The sequence below is a fragment of the Planococcus chinensis genome (genome assembly GCF_042681545.1).
In the GTDB taxonomy this organism is placed as follows: Bacteria; Bacillota; Bacilli; order Bacillales_A; family Planococcaceae; genus Planococcus; species Planococcus chinensis.
In genome coordinates this window covers 44,854-64,650 of the sequence record NZ_JBHUFW010000009.1, presented here as the reverse complement: position 1 = coordinate 64,650, position 19,797 = coordinate 44,854, and the positions used below count along the sequence as shown (strand labels likewise).

The window sequence follows — 19,797 nt, the reverse complement described above, 5'->3', positions numbered from 1 at the left end:
TTATCCTCAAAAATCTGAAAACCGCCAGCCGCTGAAAAAAATAGAGACATGGAAAAAGCGGCGCTTTTACGAAGCGCCGCCATTTTTCTGCAAAGATTGCTGTTTTTTCGGTTTCAGATTGCCTGCCAGCGACAGCCATGTCACAAAGATCAGCATGATAAATGTTCCGGTGAGCTGTACAGGGGCAAGCAATTGCTGGAACCAGAGCGCGGAGATGACCATCGCCGTCAACGGTTCCACCGCCGATAAGACGCTGGTTTCTACCGGCGTGATAAAACGCATGCTGCTCAGGAAGAGGATGAATGCTACAGTGCCTCCGATGACAATCGCTAAAAACAAACCGAGTGCACTCGGATCAGCCAGTTTCCCCCATTCTTTGGACAGGAAGACCGGCTTGGCAAGCCCCAAGGACAGTCCGCCGATGAGCATCGACCAGCCGACCACAAGCAGCACGCCCCATTCCTGCATGAGCCGGGCAGGAAACAGCGTATAAAAAGAAAAGGTCAACCCGACCAGGATCCCCCAGAACAGCGCTTCCCCACTGATCGTCAATTCGTCCGGCTTTCCATTCGTCAACAGCAGGAAGAGTCCGACCAATGTCCCGGCCATTCCGATCACCTGATAAGCCGGCGGCATTTTCTTCTGCCGCAATGATACAAATAGAATGATGTAGACCGGCCCCAAAAACTGCAGCAATGTGGCCACTACCGCATCACTTGCTTCAATCGCCGATACAAAGGTGAGCTGAACGCCCAGCATGCCGAATACCGAGAAGAGCAGGAGCTGCGGGATCCATGTTTTCCCTTTGAAAATCGAGTTGATCCTTACGCCTTTCAGCTTCAGGAAACCGAGCAGCAGCGTACCTGCCAAAATCAGCCGCAGCGTTGAGATGAAAGAAGCGGTGAGTCCGTAATCCTCCATCAGCCGCTCCATCATCGGTCCCGTTGCGCCCCAGAGCATCGCTCCAATCAAAATCATGGCAATTCCTTTAAAACGGTTCATCCAGACCCTCCTCTCCCAAATGAAAAACCAATCCCGGAAGATTGGCTTTTTGTTTTATTTTAAAAAATGGTGTTCATCATCAGGCCGGCATACGCGGAAGAAATGAACCCAACGCCCAACAGGACGGAAAACCAGCCGGACAGGTTCCGCTTGAACCCGAGGATCATCAGCCCAAGGCAGACCATGCTGACCACCAACAGCAAGAGACCATTGACGGATACAGCGAACCCGGCATCAATCGGATAATATTGCGGACCTTTCAGCCCCTCTAGCAGCGGCGCGGCCCCTTCCGACCGGAAGGTTTCATTGACGTTATGCGGCGGGGCTTCCTTGCTCATGAACGCTGTCAGAGCGAGCGTGAGAAGGAGCAGCAGACTTTCTGCCCGCAGCCAAGCCCGTTCATAGAGGCGCCGTTTATTGAGCAGCCCGTTCGCCATCGCCGCCGCAAGAAGCGGCAGGATGCTTAGGTGTTTCAACAGCAGCCATTGCCCGTAAGGCAGCGCCCAGGAATTTGCGTAATCCGCCAGATCCACAAAAAACAGCATGATCACCACCCCGCTTGCGAGCAGAATGCCGACACAGGCAAAGGCGAATGGCGTGAACCAGTCAAGGAACCGGCTCCAGTTCGGCGTTTCTTTGGCGAACCAGGCTACGTGCAGCAGGATGCCGCCCCATAAGGCAAGCGCCAGGAAATGAATGGAGTGGCTTACAAAACCACCCCAAAGGTTGACCGTCGACACGTGGCTGTAAAATCCGACCGCCAGGATCAGCAAGCCGGCATACCCCGCGGCCATCTGTTTTGAACCATTATAATATAAAGTAACGCCAAGCAATACAGAAAACAAGACGGTAATGACCCAGCCATTGCCGACGCGGTAATTGAGCAGCGTGTCGGCAAATGTTTTGAAAAATCCTTCGCCGTTCTCCAGGAAAAGGGCCAATTCAATGACCGGCGCTGCCGAGAACACCGCAATGCCGGCAACACTTCCCACTAACAGGCCACGGGAATCCCTAAGAACGGGCTTCTGGCTTTCCGGAACGAATTTCAATGCGATGGCGCCTGCTGCAAAAGCGAACGCCACATAAAGCAGAATGTCGGAAATGGCCGTGAACCAAATCATCGTTTTCTCTTAACCAGCAAAAGAATGGCCGCACCCGCTAAAATTACCAGCAACAGCACAAGGCCGATTGTCAAAAAACCGTTCTCTTCTTCGCTTGCAGCAGCTGCCCCTTCAATTCCATCCTGTTTCTCGGTGGCGGCTGGTTCTGCCGTGGGCTCTGTGGCGGCTGGTTCTGCCGTGGGCTCTGTGGCGGCTGATTCTTCTGCCGGTTCTTCTTCAGGTTCTTCTGCAGCTGGCGCGGCGATTTCGACGCTGAACGGAACTTCCCCTTCAATCGGATGGCCGTCTGCTCCAATAATTTTCCAGGAAATCGTGTAAGACCCGTTTTCCAAGTCGGTCGGCACTGAGCCGAACATCATGTTTGCGTTCAGAGACAATTCAGCAACTTCCACTGCTCCGTTAGGACCTTGGAGGGCCATGGAGCTTCCCTCTTCAATATCCGTATTGAACGTCAATTCAATTTGCCCGGGCTGCTCGGCCAAGGTTTCGCCGGAAGCCGGGTTGGAATCGGTCAAAGCAGTATGGGCGTGCGCCGCGAACGGCGTCAGCATCAGAAAAACCATCAGGAGCATCATTATTTTTTTCATCATTCATACCTCATTTATCATTTTTTTCATTTTTTCTTCCACCATTCTCTCATGCTTGTTAAAATAAGCATAGTGATTGTTTCATAAAATAATCGGCTGGAATATTTTGAAAAGGATGACGATAGTCCTTTTCTTCTTTATAATGAAGTTAGCCTACGGAGAAGGAGCGTCATGGAATGAGTGAATTGCAAGAACTACTATCAGATAATCTCGTTTTTAACCATATCCCTTTTCCCATCATCATTATGGACAAAGACGGACTTGTTGTGTGGTGCAACCGCCATGCAGAACGTGTTTTTCAACTGCAGACAGATACGATCAAGGGCCAGTTGTATCCTTATATGAATCCTGAAAAAGCGGCTTTCTACAAACACCCTTGGGAAACCGTCATACATAGCAAAGACCCCATCCGCTTTGAGGATGTGGAAGTCGGTTTAGGAAACGGAACACGGACATATACGACAATTGTCACCAAGGCGTTTGCGGCTGACGGCAGCCAATATGTCATGTCGATTTTCGAGGTGGATGATGCGGATGAAGAAGGCTCGGCGAGCCGGGAACTGAACAGCCTGCGGAGCGGCTTGGACGATTCGTTCATGCTGCTGTATTTTGATGAGGAATTTCTCATCACGTATGCCAATCCGCTGTTTTTGAAATTGAGCAAGTGGACGCCGAAGCGGATCTTAGGCAAGCCGATTTGGCAAATGTTCAGCGAAGACCCTGAAGATGTCCGTTTTGTCGAGACGCTGATCAGCACCTTGAAGAGCGGAAGAGTCTGGAACGGGCAAACTAAAAAAGTGAAAAAAGACGGCGAAGAATATTGGGTCGACTTGACCGCCATCCCGATGGAAATCAAGGGCGACGAAAATTATTACATTTTCCTGGAAAAAGATATTACAGCTGCTAAGAAAGCCCAGCACCATCTGGAAGAAATCGCGTTCGTCGATCCGGTTACAGGGCTTGAGAACCGGCACCGCCTGGAACAGATCGTCAATGAATTCATTGAGGAGCAAAAGAATTTTTCGTTCGTGTTCTTGGATATCGACCGTTTCTATACCTTGCGCGATGTTTCCGACACCGATACGGAAAATGAACTGCTCATCGAATTCACGAAGCGGCTCCGCATGTATTTCTCGGATACGATCATCACCCGTGCCGGACTGCACGAATTCGCTTTGGTGACGCCGCTCAGCAACTGGTTCATCGAAGGTTTCATGCATTATTTGCAGCAGCACCCGATCTACATCCAAGGCATGGCCATTCCGATGACCATCAGCGGCGCCATCACGCGCTACCCGGAAGATCAGCAATCGTTCGTACACCTGATCAAAGCTTCGCACGCGACGATCAAAAAAGTGAAAGAGCGCGGCGGCAGCGCCATCTCGGTCCTTACGGCAGATGACCATGAGCGTTTGAACCGCAAATCCATGATTGAGAAACGGCTGATCCATGCACTGGACCGCCACAACCTGCGCCTGCTTTACCAGCCGCAGATCGACTTGAAGACCGGCAAGATGGACGGCGTTGAAGCATTGGTGCGCTGGGAGGATTCCGAAATCGGAATTGTCACGCCCGATGAGCTGATCCCGATTGCCGAAGAAAACGGCATGATCCATGAAATCGGCTTATACGTCTTGGAGACGGTCTGTGCACAGCTGAAAGACTGGCATTCGCGCGGACTCGATATCAATGTCAGCATCAATACTTCAATCCGCGAGTTCCGGGACAAAGACATGGCGAAGGCGTTCCTGGAGCAGATCCAGACCAATGGCTGCGATCCGAAGAACCTGACGATCGAAATCACGGAACGTTTTGCGCTTGAAGCGGAATCGGAACGCTCGATTGTCAAGCAGATGCAGCAGCTGAACCAGGCCGGCATCAACTTCACATTGGACGATTTCGGCACCGGCTATGCGGCATTCCGCTACATGCTGATGCTGCCGATCAAGAACTTGAAAATCGACCGCTCGATCATCAAATCGATCACCAAGCAGGAAAAAATGCAGAAATTGATCAAAGGCATGATCCAGTTCGGCAAGAGCCTCGACTTGAGAGTCACAGCTGAAGGCGTCGAGACGAACGAACAGCTCGAACTGCTGCGCGCCATGGAATGCGACATGATCCAAGGCTATATCTCCGGCTACCCGATGGAAGCCGCAGACTTGGAGAAGTGGATGAAATAAAGAAAAGCGGAGGCGCCCATGTAGATTCGACGGGCATAAGATGGACCGGCGAAGCGGCGCTCTTTGCCGCGCAGCTGGGCTGGCTTATGACCCCGAGAATCTGGGTGCCGGAGCTGGACAAAAGAAAAGCGGAAACGGCCGTTCAGGTTCGACAGGCATAAGACGGTTTGGCGAAGCGGCGCTTTTTGCCGCACAGCCAGATCGGCTTATGACCCGAGAACCTGGCCGTTGGAGCTGGACAAAAGAAAAGCGGAAACGGCCGTTCAGGTTCTCGGCCCCGTTAGAGCTGAACACAAATGAAAAATCGGCATGCCTAGAAATCGCTTCTAGGTCATGCCGATTTTCTTTTGCACCCGTTTGGCCATTTGCTTAAAGACAATCTGCATCAATACTTCTGCAAATACAAGCCCCATGGCGACAGCGCCTGAAATCATGAGCGCTTCTGAAGCGAACGTGATGGCTTCCAAATAATTGTTTTCGACGATATTGCGCATGGCGTTGTAGGCCTTGCTCCCCGGCACCAACGGAATGATGCCCGCAACACTGAAAATGATCATCGGCATCTTGAACCTTTTCGCTAAAAGATGCGCTACTAGCGCAACACCGAACGCGCCGGCAAAAGTCGCCTGGACTGGATCTTCAAGGAGCAGTTCGAATGCCCGATAAATGAGCCAGCCGGTCATTCCTACAAGCCCGCAGCTGAGAAGCGTCCTTCTGGGCGTATTGAAAATGACGCCGAACGAGGCAGCGGCCAGAAAACTGAGAAATGCTTCAAGTGGCCAGTTCATCCAACCCCTCCTTTAAAATGATAAAACCAAAGCGATGCCCGCCCCTATGGCGAATGCCGTCAAGAAGGCTTCCGCGCCTTTCGACAAGCCCGACACAAAATGCCCCGCCATCAAATCGCGGACAGCGTTCGTAATAAGCAATCCGGGAACTAGCGGCATGATCGAACCGATGATAATCGTGTCCAAATCGGTTCCCATACCTGAATTGACCGATAAGAGGGCCAGGATGCCGATTGCCAGCGCCGCGACAAATTCCGCGAAAAACTTCACGCGGGTTTGTTCCAGGATGGTTTCGACTATGATGAACCCGGTGCCGCCGAATAAAAAGGCGAACGGCAAATCGCTCCAGGTGCCGCCGAGCAAAATCAGGAAACAGCCGCTCGCAGTGGCTGCCGCCAGAATCTGGATCCATATATTGAACATATAATTGGTCTGGTTGATCGTTGTTAATTCATCATAAGCTTCCTGCAAGGTCAATTCCCCTGAGACCAATCTGCGCGAGACGGAATTCACCAGTGCGACCCGCTCAAGATCGGTGCGCCGGTCGTTGATGCGGACAAAACGTGTTGCCAGTTCATCGCTCGGCGAGAACATCAGGCCGGTCGGCGTGACAAAGCAATGGGAGTCATTCATCTGCTGCGATCTGGCCATGCGGATCATGGTGTCTTCTACGCGGTAAGTCTCCGCTCCATTTTCCATCATCAATTTCCCTGCCAGTAAAAAGCAATCGAGGGCAAGCTCGCGCCGTGTTTCTCCAATTTGAGCCACCGAGTTTCCCCCTTCTGTTTTCTTTTCATGATAGCGCACTTGGACAAAAAATAAAACGCCCCGCTGATGCGGAGCGTTCGTTTCAGCAAATCACTTACGGTTTCAAGATGACTTTTGTGCAATCGTCCATATGGTCATTGAAAATCTGGTAAGCATCGGCAGCATCTTCAAGCGGCACGATGTGTGAAATGATCTCGCGCGGGTCGAATTCGCCGTTCTCAATCTTTTCGTACAGCATCGGCATCAAGTGGATGACCGGCGCCTGCCCCATTTTCATCGTAACGTTCCGTTCGAAAATATTGCCTAGCGGGAACATATTGTAAGTCAAGCCGTATACCCCGGTCAATTGGATCGTCCCGAATTTGCTGACAGCGTCTTTGGCAATATCGAGAGCGCTGAGCGTTCCGCCTTGCAGCTTCAATTTCTGCTGGACCGCTTCTGCCGGTGATTTCTTGCCGTCCATTCCGACACAATCAATGACCACGTGGGCGCCGCCCGCTGTGATTTCATGGATAAAGGCACCGGTATTGTCATACTTCGAGAAGTCTAATACTTCCACATTATTCATCCGTTTCGCCAATTCCATGCGGTAAGGGATTTCGTCAACAGCGATGACGCGTTCAGCCCCTTTCATCCAGGCGAATTTCTGTGTCATCAAGCCGATTGGACCGCATCCGAGGACAACTACTGTATCTCCCGGCTTCACTCCTGCATTTTCCACACTCCACCAAGCTGTCGGCAGAACGTCGGACAGGAACAGCACGGATTCATCTTCCAGCTCAGAAGATTCCGGTATGACAAACGGCATGAAATTTCCGTAAGGAACTCGTAAATATTCCGCCTGGCCACCCGAGTAATCACCGTAGCGCTCCGTGAAGCCGAAATAGCCGCCGGTATCGAAATGCGGATTTCCATTCGAGTTATCGCATTGGCTTTCCATATCGTGAGTACAGTAATGGCAATGTCCGCAGCTCACGTTGAATGGCAGGACAATGCGGTCGCCTTTTTTCACCTTGGTCACTTCAGGTCCGACTTCTTCAACAATCCCCATCGGTTCATGGCCGACGACATAGTCTTTGCGGGTCGGCAAAGCGCCTTGGTAGATGTGCAAATCCGAGCCGCAGATCGCCGTTGAGGTTATTTTTACAATGATATCGTCTTTTTTCTGGAGTTCGGGGTCCTTTACGTTTTTCACTTGCATGTCTTTTGTGCCTTGAAACGTTACAGCTTTCATCGAATCTCCTCCGTCTTTTCAGAATACTTTATCTCTTCCCCCTATCGGGCAAAGAAAAACGCCATTCCGCAAATTTGCAGAATGGCTTTAGATTAGAACCCGATTTGATCCTTCATTTCGAACGTTTCAAGCTCGAAACTTTTCAATTCGCCGTTTGCGACCGTGAACAGGGTATTGCCGCTGTAGAGCAGGCGCTGAACGCTTTTTTCCCAATCTTCATATTGCATATTCGACGGTTCCACCAAATTCGCTTTTTCTTCAATGCCGCCGCTTGTAATGGAGAAGACCACCGCGCCTTCCCCTTCAAACTCGATTGCATTGGCGCCTGTTTCCTTGTACATTGTCACCGGGAATCCGTAGAGATTCTTCGCTTCGTGGACGAACAGGGCTTTATGGTCGTATTGGAGCGGCGAATAGGTGCCCATCCCCCCGATGATTTCCGTGTCCTTTTCTTTCGGATTTGCAAAATCACTGATATCGAAGAGGGAAATCTTCATGCCCCCTGTCACGACACGCGGCTCTCCGTCCTTCACAGGCTCCAGCTTCGTATCGGATCCGAACCCGATCAGATGGTTTTCATCCAATGGATGCAGGTAGTTTGAAAAGCCGGGAATCTTTAATTCGCCCAGGACTTTTGGGGCTGAAGGTGTGGCTACATCGATGACAAACAGTGGATCGGTTTCCTTGAATGTCACCATATAGGCTTTGTCTCCGATAAAGCGTGCAGAGTAGATGCGCTCACCCTTCGCCAAATCTTCAACAGATCCCACCTGCTTCATGCCGGCGTCAAGCACGAACAGATGATTTTTGGAAGGAGCGTCTTCATTCCATGAAAATCCTTCCGTCGTCACGATGCGGAAATAGCCGTTGTGTTCATCCATTGAAAATTGGTTCAGCAAGGTTCCGGCCACTTCGCCCGATGCCAGGAATTGCACGTCCGTGCCTTTGAGGCTGAACTTGAAAACTGCGGTATTGGCCAGCTGCGGCAGCCAGATCCGCACGTCCTCCCCTTGTGTATCTTCTTCTGCCGGCAGATAGGCTGCGGCCGTCAGGTACAAATGGTCTTTCGTCATATACAATTGTTCACTGCCGCCGAGGAAGCCTTTCGTACTGACTTCGTTCTCCGCAGGATTGGACAGGTCGATGGAAGAGATGATGCTGTAGCTGCCGGACATCGTTCCGGGCAGAATTGCCAGGTTGCTGTATTCCATCGCTTTCATGTCTCCGCTGTCCTTGGAATCATAGGTGAGGGGGCGGAGCTCCGCATCGTCCTGCTCTTCCATCCGCCAGAAATCGGGATAGACATTCGTGACATAATACAGCACATTGTCCGCCAAGCGCGCGCCATTCAAATAGCCTTCTGTGCCGAAATCCCGGATCAACACAGGCGATGCCGGATCTTTCACATCGTATAGCGAGACCGTCGTCATTCCGTCGCGCGGATAGATCCCTTCTTCAATTCCGTCTGCAGGCTGCATGACATACCGGTTGCCAAGCACCGCCAGCACATCCCCAGAAAGGAACAGCTGCTGCGGATACCATTCTTTTTTAAATACCAGTTCATCCGCAACCTTCAAATCTGCCGGATCTCGGACATCCGAGATGACAACGCGGTTCTCGCTTATGGAGTAAATGTAGGAACCGTCTGTTTTCACCATGTCCGCTTCGTCTACACCTTCCACCTGCTTGTTGGTTGTGGAATAATCGCCGCCTTCAGCACTGCCGCCCGAGCTGTCTGACGATTCTTCGGTCCCGCCAGCCCTCTCGGCCATTCCGTCTTTTCCTTCATTGCTCTTTTGCAGAGCAAGCAGCTGTTCAAAATACGCTTTCAGTTCTTCTTCGCCTGATACGCTCTGGATTTTCTCCTGCACTGTAAATGCGACTTCATCTTTTTCCAGTGTCTTGAAGAAACTGCCGGCTACTGCTGAATTTTTGATGTGGAGCTTATACTCTCCAGGCGGCAGCTGCGGAATTTCCAGCGTCTGCCGGTTTTTCAATAGCACCATTTCCGTCTCGACCGCTTCACCGGCTGCATCCGTCAAATAGATATCGCCTTCGGCCACAGCTCCGGGCTGAAGCACAGAAGAGAAGTTCACCCGCCACCCCTGTTCCGACAAAGCGACTGCCGGGGCGCTTACAGCCACTTTTTCAAACATGAACGCTGCTGCAATGGCGATTGCTGCAATGATTACAGCCCCCGCCAGCCATTTGCTTTTTCGTTTCATCCCTGCTCCCGCCTTTCGAGGCTCACTTTTCCCATTAGACAGTCCCCACTGAAAAAAGTTACAGAATTCCCTGCATATTTTTAACAACTCTGCGGAAAGCCTTGCTTAATTCCACCGATGACTGCGAATTTTCTCCGCCGCCTTGGACAAAACCGGCGTTGCCTCCGCCTTTGCCGGACGTCAGTGCCAGCAATTCCTTCAGCACGTCCCGGACGTCCCCTTCCGCTTCCGCGCCTTTCGCACAGACGAACCTCATGCCCGAAGCATCCTGTACCAGAAAAAGCAAATAGGCTTTCGGAAAGTCCGCGGCCACGAGCCGCGCCAATTGCTGGACTTCTTTCACTGAACGGTTGGTGAATTCTTTTTCAATCACTCCATCCCCGTCCGGCTGGAACATTGCTGCCTCTGCCTGGAGCAATTTCGACTGGATTTCCTTCAGCTCTTTTTCAAGCGCCGTTTTCTCGTCCAGTACCGCTTCTGCCGCTGCCGGCAATTCCTGCAAAGGGGCATTCAACAGACCGACCAGCTTGTCCGAAACGCGGATGAGCTCGCGGAAATAGCTTGCCGCCCGGCCTCCGCAAAGAAAATAAACCCGGGTCCCGCCTTTCGATTTTTCCGTGCTGATGATTTTAATTTGGCCGATGTCTGCGGTATTTCCGGGATGCGTCCCGCCGCAGGCATTCAAATCGACTTCCCCGATTTCCACCAAACGGATCTCCCCGCTGACAGCAGGCGGCTTGCGCAAAGGCATCGCTTTCGCCTGAGCGTCGCTGACCCATTGCACCGTGATCGGCAGATGCCGGCGGATCACTTCGTTAGCCGCCTCTTCTGCCTCTTGCAGAATTTCCGGAGAAATTTCCGGCGCATCCAAATCGATGGACACCCGTTCCGCTCCCAAATGGAAACTGCTGGTCTTCAATCCATATCCGTCATCGAAAATAGCGCTCAGCACATGCTGGCCCGCATGCTGCTGCATATGGTCCCACCGACGGTTCCAGTCAAGCGACGCCCGGTAGCCGCCCGCTTCGACCCTTTCACCGGTGTAATGCCGGATCTCGCCTTCTGCAGTCTGCACGTCGAGCACGCGTACTGTGCCGATTGTTCCGGTATCTGCCGGCTGTCCGCCTCCCTCAGGGTAAAAGGGCGTTTTGTCCAGAACAGCATAGTCGCCCCGGCTGTCCTTTCCGGTATGGATCACTTCAATTTCCGCTTCTTTCATTTCAGGATTTTCGTAATATAATTTCAAGGTCATCAATGATCGTTCCTTTCGGTTTTCGGCCCCTTGCTTCGGTGTTTACCAGCTTCTGTTTAGTGGAAATGAATACCGACAGCACTTTTAGGAGGAATAAGCATGCCGAGATTTGATCGTTCCATTCTATTGTATAACGGCACTGCGGGAGCGTCCACGAGCGGCACCATCATCCCTTTGGCAGTACCGGCGCTCGCGCGCGCCTCCAAGCATCTGGAGCTGATCCAAACGGACTCCCAGGAAGAGTTTGAAGAAGCCTGCCGCTCTTCGTGCGACGCCCTTTTTGTGGCAGGCGGCGACGGCACCGTCCATACAGCCGTCCAGGCATTGAGCGGCCTGGACAACCCGCCGGTCCTTGGCATCTTGCCAAGCGGCACCTGCAACGATTTCGCCCGCACATTGAACATTCCGCTGCTCCTTGAAGAAGCGGCCGAAGCGCTTGTTGACGGCGAAATCAAGGCAATCGACACTGCTCTTATCAATGACGGTTCGTTTTTGAACTTTGCTGGCATCGGCCTGATTACCGACGCTTCGCTCAACATCGACCCCGACCTGAAAGAACGCTATGGCAAACTGAGCTATTTTATGAGTGCGTTGCAGACGATGCGGCAATCTGCGCCATTTTCCGTGGACTTGGAAGTGGACGGCATCCACTATGCCGAAAAAGGCGAAGCTGTGCTGATCATGAACGGCAAATCGATTGGCACGCATATGCTGCCGATGGAGGAAATCAGCCCGTCTGACGGCCTGCTGGATGTATTCATCATCCAGGCAGCGACACTCGCTGCTATCCGTGAATGGTTCTCGCTCAGCCGGCCGAATATAACGCCGGATGACCTGGAATACATCACTCATTACCAAGGGAAAAATATCAAAATCCGGACGGAAAATGAGATGCAGGTGGATACCGATGGCGAAGTCTATCTGACGACCCCCCTGGATATCCGCATCCAACCGAAACAGCTGATGATGCTGGTGCCGCGTCCTGCGGCCGAAACTCTCCCGGAATGAAAAAAAGGATGAGCGGGTTGCGCTCATCCTTTTTTTTGCCTTGTCTCGGGTTGCTTTTATCCTTCTGCCGGCCAGTCCGGAAGCATGCGGTTCAGCTTTTTATCGCTGCGTTTTCCAAGAACGTATTCCGCCTGCATGATGGTATGGATTTCACGCGTGCCTTCATAGATGACCGGCGCTTTGGAATTCCGCAGAAAACGGGCGACTGGATATTCATCCGAATAACCGTAGGCGCCGTGGATCTGCACCGCATCGTCTGCCGCTTTGTTGGCGAAGTCGCACGCCTGCCATTTCGCCAGCGAGGTTTCACGGGTATTGCGAATCCCTTTGTTTTTCATCTCGCCGGCACGGTAGACGAGCAGCCGGCTCATCTGATAGCCAGCTTCCATATTGGCGATCATTTGCTGGACCAGCTGGTGATCGCCGATCGGCTTGCCGAACGTCGACCGTGCATGGCAGTACTTCACGCTTTCTTCCAGGCAGGCCATGAGCAGGCCGACTGCCCCGGCCGCTACAGTAAAGCGCCCGTTATCGAGCGAAGCCATGGCGATTTTAAAGCCTTCCCCTTCTTCGCCCAATAGATTTTCTGCCGGAATCCGCAAATCGTCGAAAAAAAGTTCGCCCGTATTTCCGGAACGGATGCCGTATTTGCCCTTAATCGCTTTTGAGGAAAACCCTTCCCGCGTCCGTTCGACGATAAATGCGCTGATGCCGTTATGCTTTTTCGCTTTATCGGTATAGGCGAAGACGATGAAGTGGTCCGCCACGTCACACAGCGAAATCCAGGTCTTCTGCCCGTTCAGGACGTATTCATCCCCCTCCCGTACAGCGGTTGTCGATAATGCCGCTACGTCGGATCCGGCCCCAGGCTCCGTCAATCCGAAAGCACCGATCTTCTCGCCTTTTGCCTGGGGAATCAAATATTTCTGTTTCTGGTCTTCTGTCCCCCATTGCAGAAGCGTCATCGAATTCAGGCCGGTGTGCACGGAAACCGCGGTGCGGAAAGCCGTATCGCCGCGTTCCAGTTCTTCGCAGACAATGGCCAGGGAATTATAGTCCATGCCGCTGCCGCCGTATTTCTCCGGAATGCAGACCCCCATCAGCCCTAGGTCTCTCAGCCGCTCCCAGATTGCCGGATCGAATGCACCCCCGGCGTCCCAGTCGGCAATATGCGGCACAATTTCGTCATCGACAAATTGCCGCACGGTTTTTCTGAGCAATTCCTGTTCTTGTGAAAATCCGAAATCCATCTGTATTCCCCCTTCGTGTTCGAAGCTTCAGTTTTGGTAAGCGGAACGGTGCACGGCTTCTTCGATCATCACACCGCGCTTTGCCATTTCCTTGATATAGACATCCCCCGGGACAATGAGTTCCGGCGGATAGGATCCTCGTTTGCTGATGGTGCCGTTGCCGATCAGTTGGGCAACGACCGAAATCGTATACGCGGTCGCCCGCGCCATCGCCGTTACGCCCGCATCTTCCCGCAGCGTAATCATATTGTATTCATATGTGAGCGCTTCTCCATCTTTCGTTCCGGAGACGCGGACCCGAAGCAGGACGGCATCCTGCTTTTCACCAAGCGCGGTTATTGGCGCCAGCACTTGACGCAGGACATCCCGAAGCCTGATTTCCACGCCATTGACCGTAACGGTTTTTTCACGATCGGTGAATCCGAGATCGACAAGCAGCCTGAATTTTTCTGCGTGCCCTTTATAGCGGACGGTCTTGTATTCGAGCGTGTCCACATCGCTGAACGTATCGATCAGCGTCGACGTGCCGCCGGACGTATGGAAGGCCTCCAGTTCGCCGAAGCCTTCAAATTCAACATGTTCGATTTCGGATAAAGACCGGACCTCGACTTCCCTGCCGTTCCGTATGACATGCGACGGGTCGCTGTAATGGTCGAACACGCCTTCTAAAGAAAACACATGATTGTATTCGAGCGGAGGCTCCGGTTCCACGGGAATGCCGCCGACGAATATGCGGATGTCCTGAACGCGGTCCAACTTTCCTGCCCCGTACCCGGCCAGAATATTCATCATTCCGGGCGCGACCCCCAAATCCGGAATGAGCGTCACCCCTTTTTCTTCTGCCTGCTCGTGGAGCGACAAGACCGCATCGGTTGCCCCGCCGATATGGCCTCCCAGATCGACCGCATGGACGCCGCACTGAAGCGCAGTCCGCGCCACTTTTTCATTGAAAGTATAGAACAGCGCATTGACCACCACATCGGCTTTTGAAATCACCGCTGCGAGCGCTTCGTCATCGTTGGCATCAAGCTGCAGCACGTGCAGTTTGGCGCTCCCCAATTGCTCTTTGAACAATTCGGCCTGTGCGACATGAAGATCCGCCAAGAAGACTGCTTCCACCTCCGGATTTTCCACCAAATCACCGGCAGCCTGCTTTCCCATCAACCCTGCTCCCAATACCGCTACTTTCATCCTCCTCGCCCCTTTCCCTTCAGTTGTCGTTATCGATTTGCGCACGCTGCAGTTTGCCGCTGTAGTCGACGTAAATGCTTTTCCATTCCGTAAAGACATCGAGCGCCGCGACGCCTGAATCCCGGTGGCCGTTTCCGGTCCCTTTGGTCCCGCCGAACGGCAGATGGATTTCCGCGCCCGTAGTGCCGGCATTGATATAGACGATGCCCGTATCCAGGTCGCGCTGCGCCTTGAACACCCGGTTGACATCCTGTGTATAGATGGAGCTCGACAAACCATAGATAACGCTGTTATTGACTTCAATCGCCTCTTCGAAGCTTCCGACTTCAATCATGGAAACGACCGGACCGAAAATTTCCTCTTGCGCAATCCTCATATCCGGCGCCACTTCCGAGAACACTGTCGGTGCGTAATAGTTCCCTTTATCGTAAGGGGCTTCTGACAGGATGGTGCCCCCAGTGAGGAGTGTTGCCCCCTCCTGCTGGCCGATTTCAATATACGAGTGGATCTTCTCCAACGCTTTCTTATTGATGACCGGGCCTACCTTGACCGACTCATCGAGCCCATCCCCGATGGTCAGTGTTCCGATTTTTTCAAGGAGGCGCTTTTGCAGATCCTCTTTGACATCCTTATGGACAATGACGCGGCTGCAGGCAGTGCAGCGCTGCCCGGCCGTCCCGTACGCGCTCCATAGAATCCCTTCGACGGCAAGGTCCAAATCCGCATCTTCCATAACGATCACGGCGTTTTTCCCGCCCATTTCAAGGGATACTTTTTTCAGGTTGCGCCCACAGGCTTCCGCTACTTTGCGACCTGTCTCCGTCGAGCCAGTAAATGAAATGACCCGGATATCCGGGTGTTCAATCATTGCAGTCCCGACTTCCGATCCGCTGCCGAAGACAATATTGGCGACGCCTTCCGGCAGCCCGACCTCATCAAAGATTTTAGCCATTTCATATGCCATCATCGGCGTCTCAGTCGCCGGTTTCCACAGGAATGCATTTCCCGCCACAATCGCCGGGAAGGATTTCCATGTAGCGATGGCCACCGGGAAATTCCAGGGCGTGATAAGCCCAACGACTCCGATCGGCGAACGGACGCTCATGGCGAATTTATCGGCAAGCTCCGAGGGGGTCGTCTCTCCGAACAGCCGGCGCCCTTCGCCTGCCATGTAATAAGCCATATCGATCCCTTCCTGGACTTCCCCCCGTCCTTCTTCAATCACTTTGCCCATTTCCTTAGTCAGTACCTGGGCCAGATGCTCTTTCCGTTCTTTCATCAGACGCCCGATTTCGTATAAATAATCCGCCCGTTTGGGAGCAGGGACTTTCGCCCATTTTTTCTGTGCTGCTTTTGCGGCCTTTACGGCGGCTCCGACATCTTCTGCTGTCGCCAGCTGCACTTGTGCCAATTCTTCCCCATTAGCCGGATTCAGTACGGGAGCAAATTCAGCTCCTGCAGCGTCCTGCCACTTCCCGTTCACATAATTGGTCAATTTCAATTTGAATCCCTCCTATGTATTTTTTGAAAGCGCTATCAATCCCATTATTTCACAGCCCCTTGTAAACTGCCACCCCCTCAAATGTAAAATTAAGAATTTTCTTTCTATAATAATTGTGAGTGAATAGACCCGTTTTAGAAAATGCGTTCCCCTGCCTCTTTGTGAACAATGTGCCATTTCAGAGAATTTCTTTTTATTCTATTGACACTCACGGTTCGTAATAGTCTAATCTAAAGGTAGAGGTGATGATAATCGTGTACAAAGTACAGGAAGTAGCAAAGATTGCAGGAGTCAGTGTCCGCACACTCCACCATTACGACAGCATCGGGTTGCTGAAACCCTCCAATATCGGAGCCAACCGTTACCGTTATTACAACGGCGAAGATTTGAAGTTGCTCCAACAGATCCTTTTCTTGAAAGAACTCGGATTTCCATTGAAAAAAATCCAGGAAGTCGTGGAGCACGGCTTTGATTCGAATTTTGCACTGACCCAGCACATTGAACTTCTTCGCCAGAAGAAAGCGCGCTTGGAAGGATTGATCGAAAACGCCGAGCAGACATTGCTTGAAAACGCCGGCGCACTTTCATTGACAAATGAAGAACGTTTCGCTGCATTCTCCATCAAAAATTCCGCCGACAACATCAATTTGTACAAGATGGAAATTCCGGAACTGGCCCAAGAAGAGCTGATTACGCAAGAAGCGGCTGAAACGGAAGAACCGGAGCTGGTTGAAGCGCTTGTCCAGGCAACCGCCTCTGCAGCAGAGACGGGTGGCGAGGGCAATTCGTTTACAGCTGAAGATCCTGCGGAAGCGGTAGTTTACGAAGAAGCACCGGCAATAGAAGAAAAGCCGGAAAAAGAGGAAGAGGATCTGGAAGAGATCAACCGTGAAGGCAACCGCATCTACTCGGCGGTCGCTTCTCTCATGCACCTTCCAGCCGATACCGCTGAAGTCCAAGTTGAAATGCAGGCTTATTACACGCTGCTCAACCGCTTCTATGACTGCACACCGAGAATGTTCCGCGGGCTTGCTGACCTTTACGCATCAGACCAGCGTTTTGCAAGCAACATCGACCAGCATGGCCAGGGGCTATCCCAATACCTGAAAGAAGCGATGTACATATACGCCGCCGGGCTTCAGGATGCGTGAGCTTATCGGACCTTGCAGCAATTGCGGCAAAGACGTTTATTGCCGCGACGGGTTTTTGGACGGCACTTATATCGACGGTGAACTATTCTGCTTCGACTGTGCAGAAAAAGAAGAAACGGCGCAAAAGTAACCCTTTTGCGTTTTTTTCTATATCTATTTGGTAAATAAAGGATGTTCCATCAACACTGAAATGAGTGACGCAGATATGTCTTTGCAGCAAAGAATCTTCTTATTCGGCGCATTTTTCATCTCCACCGCCATGGTGGTCGCCGGCCTTCTCTTTTATATGACCATTTCCGATGCCATCGAGGAACAGGTCGGAAAGCGGGCGTTGAACATTGCGGTGACTTCCGCGGAACGGCCCGATATCCAGGCAGGCTTCTCGGCCCCGAATCCTGCGGCAGCCCTTCAGCCGATCGCTGAAGAGATCCGCAAGCAGACCGGCGCTGAATACGTTGTCATCGGCAATAAAGACGGGATCCGCTATTCGCATCCGATGCCCGACCGGCTCGGCAAAAAAATGGTCGGCGATGATAACGAACGAGCGCTTGTCCAAGGGTTGTCCTATATTTCTGAAGCTACCGGCTCCCTCGGCCCTGCCCTGCGCGGCAAGGCTCCGATCCGCGATGAAGCCGGCACGATCATTGGCGTGATCTCCGTCGGATTCCTGAAAGCCGATATGGCATCCGTCTTCCATGAATACTTGGACTCCATCAGCGCCATCGTTTTCATTGCCATCGTGATCGGTTTGTTCGGTTCGATGGTGTTGGCACATAACATCAAAAAAACGTTGTTCGGCCTCGAACCGACAGAGATTGCCAACCTCTACAATGAACGGAACGCCTTGATCGAATCCGTCCGGGAAGGCATCATCATGGTCAACAAGACCGGAGAAGTCACGATGGCGAATGCTGCGGCGTATGACATGCTGTCCTTGCCGGAAGGCAGCCGGCTCATCGGAAAAGCCATTGATGATGTATTGCCGAATACGCTGCTGCCTCAAGTGCTTGAGACAGGCGAGCCCCAACTGGACCGGCCGATGAATTTCCTTGGGAAGAAGACGATCGTCAACCGCATTCCGATTTTGATGGGTGATGAGATTGTCGGCGCGGTTTCAAGTTTCCGCCTTCAATCGGATATTGAAGGGCTCAGGAGCGAACTTTCACAGGTCAGGCAATATGCTGAAGCCCTGCGTGCACAGACCCATGAACACCAAAATTCCCTGTATACCATTTCCGGATTGATCCAGCTGAATTCGCTCGAAGAAGCGATGCAATTGATCCATCATGAAACCGAGGAACAGCAGTCGCTCGTGCACTTCGTTACGACGCGGCTGAAAGATGCGTTTCTTGGCGGTCTGGTCATCGGGCTCTACAACCGGGCGCGGGAACTGAAAGTGCGCTTCCTGCTCGACGAAGACAGTTACTTGGACGAACTTCCGGCCCAATTCGAAAAAAGCCTGTTTGTCTCGATCCTCGGAAATTTGGTAGCGAACGCCTTTGAAGCGGTCGAACACTTGCCGGAAGAAGAACGGATTGTGCGCCTGTTGATTGCTGATAACGGCAATGAGATACTGATTGAAGTGGAAGATTCAGGTTCCGGGTTGGACCCATCCATCCTGCCGGTTCTTTTTAAAGAACGGATTTCCACCAAGCCGGGCGACGACCGCGGCTACGGCATGGTCAAGGTCTTTGAAAGCGTGCGCGACCTTCACGGCGAAATCGCGATGGAGACAGGCGACCTTGGCGGCGCGCTGTTCATCATTTCCATAAAGACGGAGGAATTATAAATGATTGAAATTCTTATCATTGAAGACGATAAGCGTATAGCGGATATCCACAAGCGATTCATTGAAAAAATCGACGGCTTCCAAGTGGTGGGCTCTGCCCATAACGGCGCAGAAGGGAAAGACTGGATCGAAGCCCTGAAGCCGCAGCTGATTCTGCTGGACGTCTACCTGCCGGATATGAAAGGCACCGACCTTCTTCCATTCATCCAAAAGGAAAGCCCGGACTCCGACATCATTTTCATCACAGCGGCGTCGGAAACCGAAATCGTGAAAAAAGCGTTTCGCAGCGGTGTCGCGGATTATATTCTCAAACCGCTGACTTTCGGGCGCTTCCAGGAAAGCCTGCTGGCGTACCAGGAAAAAAAGCGGGCGCTTGAAAAAGACGGAACGTTAGACGAAGCGGCCATCCAACGGCTATGGAATATGGACCGCCGAAATTCCCTTGAAGCTGCAGAAACGCCAAAAGGCATCGATCCGAACACCATGTCCCGCATCCGGGACCGGCTCACCGGCTCACCCGAAGGAATGACGGCGGAAGAAATGGGAGCCGCTTGTGGAATGAGCCGCTCGACAGCGAGGCGCTACCTCGAACACCTGGTCACCGAGCACCTGGCGATTGCGGAATTGCTTTACGGCACAATCGGCAGGCCCGAAAGGCGCTACTTCCCCCAGCCGTGAACTTTATGAACAAAATTATTAATTTGAACAATATCCCCCTTATTTCCAAAAACTTTAATTGCATAAAAG

The 19,797-nt window shown here is 52.3% G+C and carries 17 protein-coding genes; 6 read left to right on the top strand and 11 right to left on the bottom strand.

The window, feature by feature from the left end:
• Window positions 1-66: 66 nt before the first annotated feature.
• The 3 genes from ACFSDB_RS12070 to ACFSDB_RS12060 are packed head-to-tail and all read right to left on the bottom strand — an operon-like array spanning window position 67 to window position 2,713.
• The gene (locus ACFSDB_RS12070) at window positions 67-1,002 is read right to left on the bottom strand and encodes a DMT family transporter (protein WP_204893490.1); all 936 of its coding nucleotides are present in this window, start codon (window positions 1,000-1,002) and stop codon (window positions 67-69) included.
• Window positions 1,003-1,061: 59 nt separating this feature from the next.
• The gene (locus ACFSDB_RS12065) at window positions 1,062-2,123 is read right to left on the bottom strand and encodes a copper resistance D family protein (protein WP_204893491.1); all 1,062 of its coding nucleotides are present in this window, start codon (window positions 2,121-2,123) and stop codon (window positions 1,062-1,064) included.
• Window positions 2,120-2,713 (bottom strand): copper resistance CopC family protein, encoded by a 594-nt coding sequence (locus ACFSDB_RS12060; RefSeq protein WP_204893492.1) that lies wholly within the window; start codon window positions 2,711-2,713, stop codon window positions 2,120-2,122. Before ACFSDB_RS12060 ends, ACFSDB_RS12065 begins: the two co-directional genes overlap by 4 nt.
• A 173-nt stretch (window positions 2,714-2,886) precedes the next feature.
• On the opposite strand from ACFSDB_RS12060, the gene ACFSDB_RS12055 reads away from it, so the two are divergent.
• Together ACFSDB_RS12055 and ACFSDB_RS12050 are read left to right on the top strand one after the other, a co-directional pair.
• Window positions 2,887-4,893 carry a bifunctional diguanylate cyclase/phosphodiesterase gene (locus tag ACFSDB_RS12055; RefSeq protein WP_204893493.1) on the top strand — a complete coding sequence of 669 codons (2,007 nt, stop codon included), beginning with the start codon at window positions 2,887-2,889 and terminating at the stop codon, window positions 4,891-4,893.
• On the top strand, window positions 4,881-5,054 hold the full coding sequence (locus ACFSDB_RS12050) for a hypothetical protein (protein ID WP_204893494.1): 174 nt from the start codon (window positions 4,881-4,883) through the stop codon (window positions 5,052-5,054). Before ACFSDB_RS12055 ends, ACFSDB_RS12050 begins: the two co-directional genes overlap by 13 nt.
• 165 nt (window positions 5,055-5,219) lie before the next feature.
• Here the strand turns inward: ACFSDB_RS12050 and ACFSDB_RS12045 are convergent, their stop codons facing one another.
• The 5 genes from ACFSDB_RS12045 to ACFSDB_RS12025 form a co-directional block, all read right to left on the bottom strand.
• Window positions 5,220-5,681 (bottom strand): threonine/serine exporter family protein, encoded by a 462-nt coding sequence (locus tag ACFSDB_RS12045; protein WP_204893495.1) that lies wholly within the window; start codon window positions 5,679-5,681, stop codon window positions 5,220-5,222.
• Window positions 5,682-5,693: 12 nt separating this feature from the next.
• Window positions 5,694-6,449 (bottom strand): threonine/serine exporter family protein, encoded by a 756-nt coding sequence (locus ACFSDB_RS12040; RefSeq protein ID WP_377340185.1) that lies wholly within the window; start codon window positions 6,447-6,449, stop codon window positions 5,694-5,696.
• A gap of 94 nt (window positions 6,450-6,543) precedes the next feature.
• A complete protein-coding gene (locus ACFSDB_RS12035) occupies window positions 6,544-7,683 on the bottom strand; it encodes a zinc-dependent alcohol dehydrogenase (RefSeq protein ID WP_204893496.1) in 1,140 nt (379 codons plus the stop codon).
• A gap of 92 nt (window positions 7,684-7,775) precedes the next feature.
• On the bottom strand, window positions 7,776-9,908 hold the full coding sequence (locus tag ACFSDB_RS12030; protein WP_204893497.1) for a beta-propeller domain-containing protein: 2,133 nt from the start codon (window positions 9,906-9,908) through the stop codon (window positions 7,776-7,778).
• A 58-nt stretch (window positions 9,909-9,966) separates the two neighbouring features.
• Window positions 9,967-11,160, bottom strand: coding sequence for an alanyl-tRNA editing protein (locus tag ACFSDB_RS12025; RefSeq protein ID WP_204893498.1), 1,194 nt, complete (start codon window positions 11,158-11,160; stop codon window positions 9,967-9,969).
• 99 nt (window positions 11,161-11,259) lie between these two features.
• On the opposite strand from ACFSDB_RS12025, the gene ACFSDB_RS12020 reads away from it, so the two are divergent.
• The gene (locus ACFSDB_RS12020) at window positions 11,260-12,168 is read left to right on the top strand and encodes a diacylglycerol/lipid kinase family protein (protein ID WP_204893499.1); all 909 of its coding nucleotides are present in this window, start codon (window positions 11,260-11,262) and stop codon (window positions 12,166-12,168) included.
• 56 nt (window positions 12,169-12,224) lie between these two features.
• Here ACFSDB_RS12020 and ACFSDB_RS12015 read toward each other — a convergent pair whose 3' ends face one another.
• The 3 genes from ACFSDB_RS12015 to ACFSDB_RS12005 are packed head-to-tail and all read right to left on the bottom strand — an operon-like array spanning window position 12,225 to window position 16,110.
• On the bottom strand, window positions 12,225-13,418 hold the full coding sequence (locus ACFSDB_RS12015; RefSeq protein WP_204893500.1) for an acyl-CoA dehydrogenase family protein: 1,194 nt from the start codon (window positions 13,416-13,418) through the stop codon (window positions 12,225-12,227).
• A 27-nt stretch (window positions 13,419-13,445) separates the two neighbouring features.
• Entirely contained in the window at window positions 13,446-14,609 is a 1,164-nt protein-coding gene (locus tag ACFSDB_RS12010) for a saccharopine dehydrogenase family protein (protein WP_204893501.1), read from the bottom strand.
• 19 nt (window positions 14,610-14,628) lie between these two features.
• A complete protein-coding gene (locus ACFSDB_RS12005; protein ID WP_204893502.1) occupies window positions 14,629-16,110 on the bottom strand; it encodes an aldehyde dehydrogenase family protein in 1,482 nt (493 codons plus the stop codon).
• Between the two features lie 254 nt (window positions 16,111-16,364).
• Between ACFSDB_RS12005 and ACFSDB_RS12000 the strand changes: the two genes are divergently transcribed.
• From ACFSDB_RS12000 to ACFSDB_RS11990, 3 genes are all read left to right on the top strand, one after another.
• Window positions 16,365-17,261 (top strand): MerR family transcriptional regulator, encoded by an 897-nt coding sequence (locus ACFSDB_RS12000; protein WP_204893503.1) that lies wholly within the window; start codon window positions 16,365-16,367, stop codon window positions 17,259-17,261.
• Window positions 17,262-17,466: 205 nt separating this feature from the next.
• Window positions 17,467-19,050: an ATP-binding protein gene (locus ACFSDB_RS11995; RefSeq protein WP_377340181.1), complete on the top strand. Its 1,584-nt coding sequence runs from the start codon at window positions 17,467-17,469 to the stop codon at window positions 19,048-19,050.
• On the top strand, window positions 19,051-19,728 hold the full coding sequence (locus ACFSDB_RS11990) for a response regulator (RefSeq protein WP_204893506.1): 678 nt from the start codon (window positions 19,051-19,053) through the stop codon (window positions 19,726-19,728).
• The last annotated feature ends 69 nt before the right edge of the window (window positions 19,729-19,797 follow it).

Bases quoted from the DNA above. Each gene is read 5' to 3' on its own strand.
- ACFSDB_RS12070 (WP_204893490.1), bottom strand. From the start codon at position 1,002: ATGAACCGTTTTAAAGGAATTGCCATGATTTTGATTGGAGCGATGCTC.
- ACFSDB_RS12065 (WP_204893491.1), bottom strand. From the start codon at position 2,123: ATGATTTGGTTCACGGCCATTTCCGACATTCTGCTTTATGTGGCGTTC.
- ACFSDB_RS12060 (WP_204893492.1), bottom strand. From the start codon at position 2,713: ATGATGAAAAAAATAATGATGCTCCTGATGGTTTTTCTGATGCTGACG.
- ACFSDB_RS12055 (WP_204893493.1), top strand. From the start codon at position 2,887: ATGAGTGAATTGCAAGAACTACTATCAGATAATCTCGTTTTTAACCAT.
- ACFSDB_RS12045 (WP_204893495.1), bottom strand. From the start codon at position 5,681: ATGAACTGGCCACTTGAAGCATTTCTCAGTTTTCTGGCCGCTGCCTCG.
- ACFSDB_RS12035 (WP_204893496.1), bottom strand. From the start codon at position 7,683: ATGAAAGCTGTAACGTTTCAAGGCACAAAAGACATGCAAGTGAAAAAC.
- ACFSDB_RS12030 (WP_204893497.1), bottom strand. From the start codon at position 9,908: ATGAAACGAAAAAGCAAATGGCTGGCGGGGGCTGTAATCATTGCAGCA.
- ACFSDB_RS12025 (WP_204893498.1), bottom strand. From the start codon at position 11,160: ATGACCTTGAAATTATATTACGAAAATCCTGAAATGAAAGAAGCGGAA.
- ACFSDB_RS12020 (WP_204893499.1), top strand. From the start codon at position 11,260: ATGCCGAGATTTGATCGTTCCATTCTATTGTATAACGGCACTGCGGGA.
- ACFSDB_RS12015 (WP_204893500.1), bottom strand. From the start codon at position 13,418: ATGGATTTCGGATTTTCACAAGAACAGGAATTGCTCAGAAAAACCGTG.
- ACFSDB_RS12010 (WP_204893501.1), bottom strand. From the start codon at position 14,609: ATGAAAGTAGCGGTATTGGGAGCAGGGTTGATGGGAAAGCAGGCTGCC.
- ACFSDB_RS11995 (WP_377340181.1), top strand. From the start codon at position 17,467: ATGTCTTTGCAGCAAAGAATCTTCTTATTCGGCGCATTTTTCATCTCC.
- ACFSDB_RS11990 (WP_204893506.1), top strand. From the start codon at position 19,051: ATGATTGAAATTCTTATCATTGAAGACGATAAGCGTATAGCGGATATC.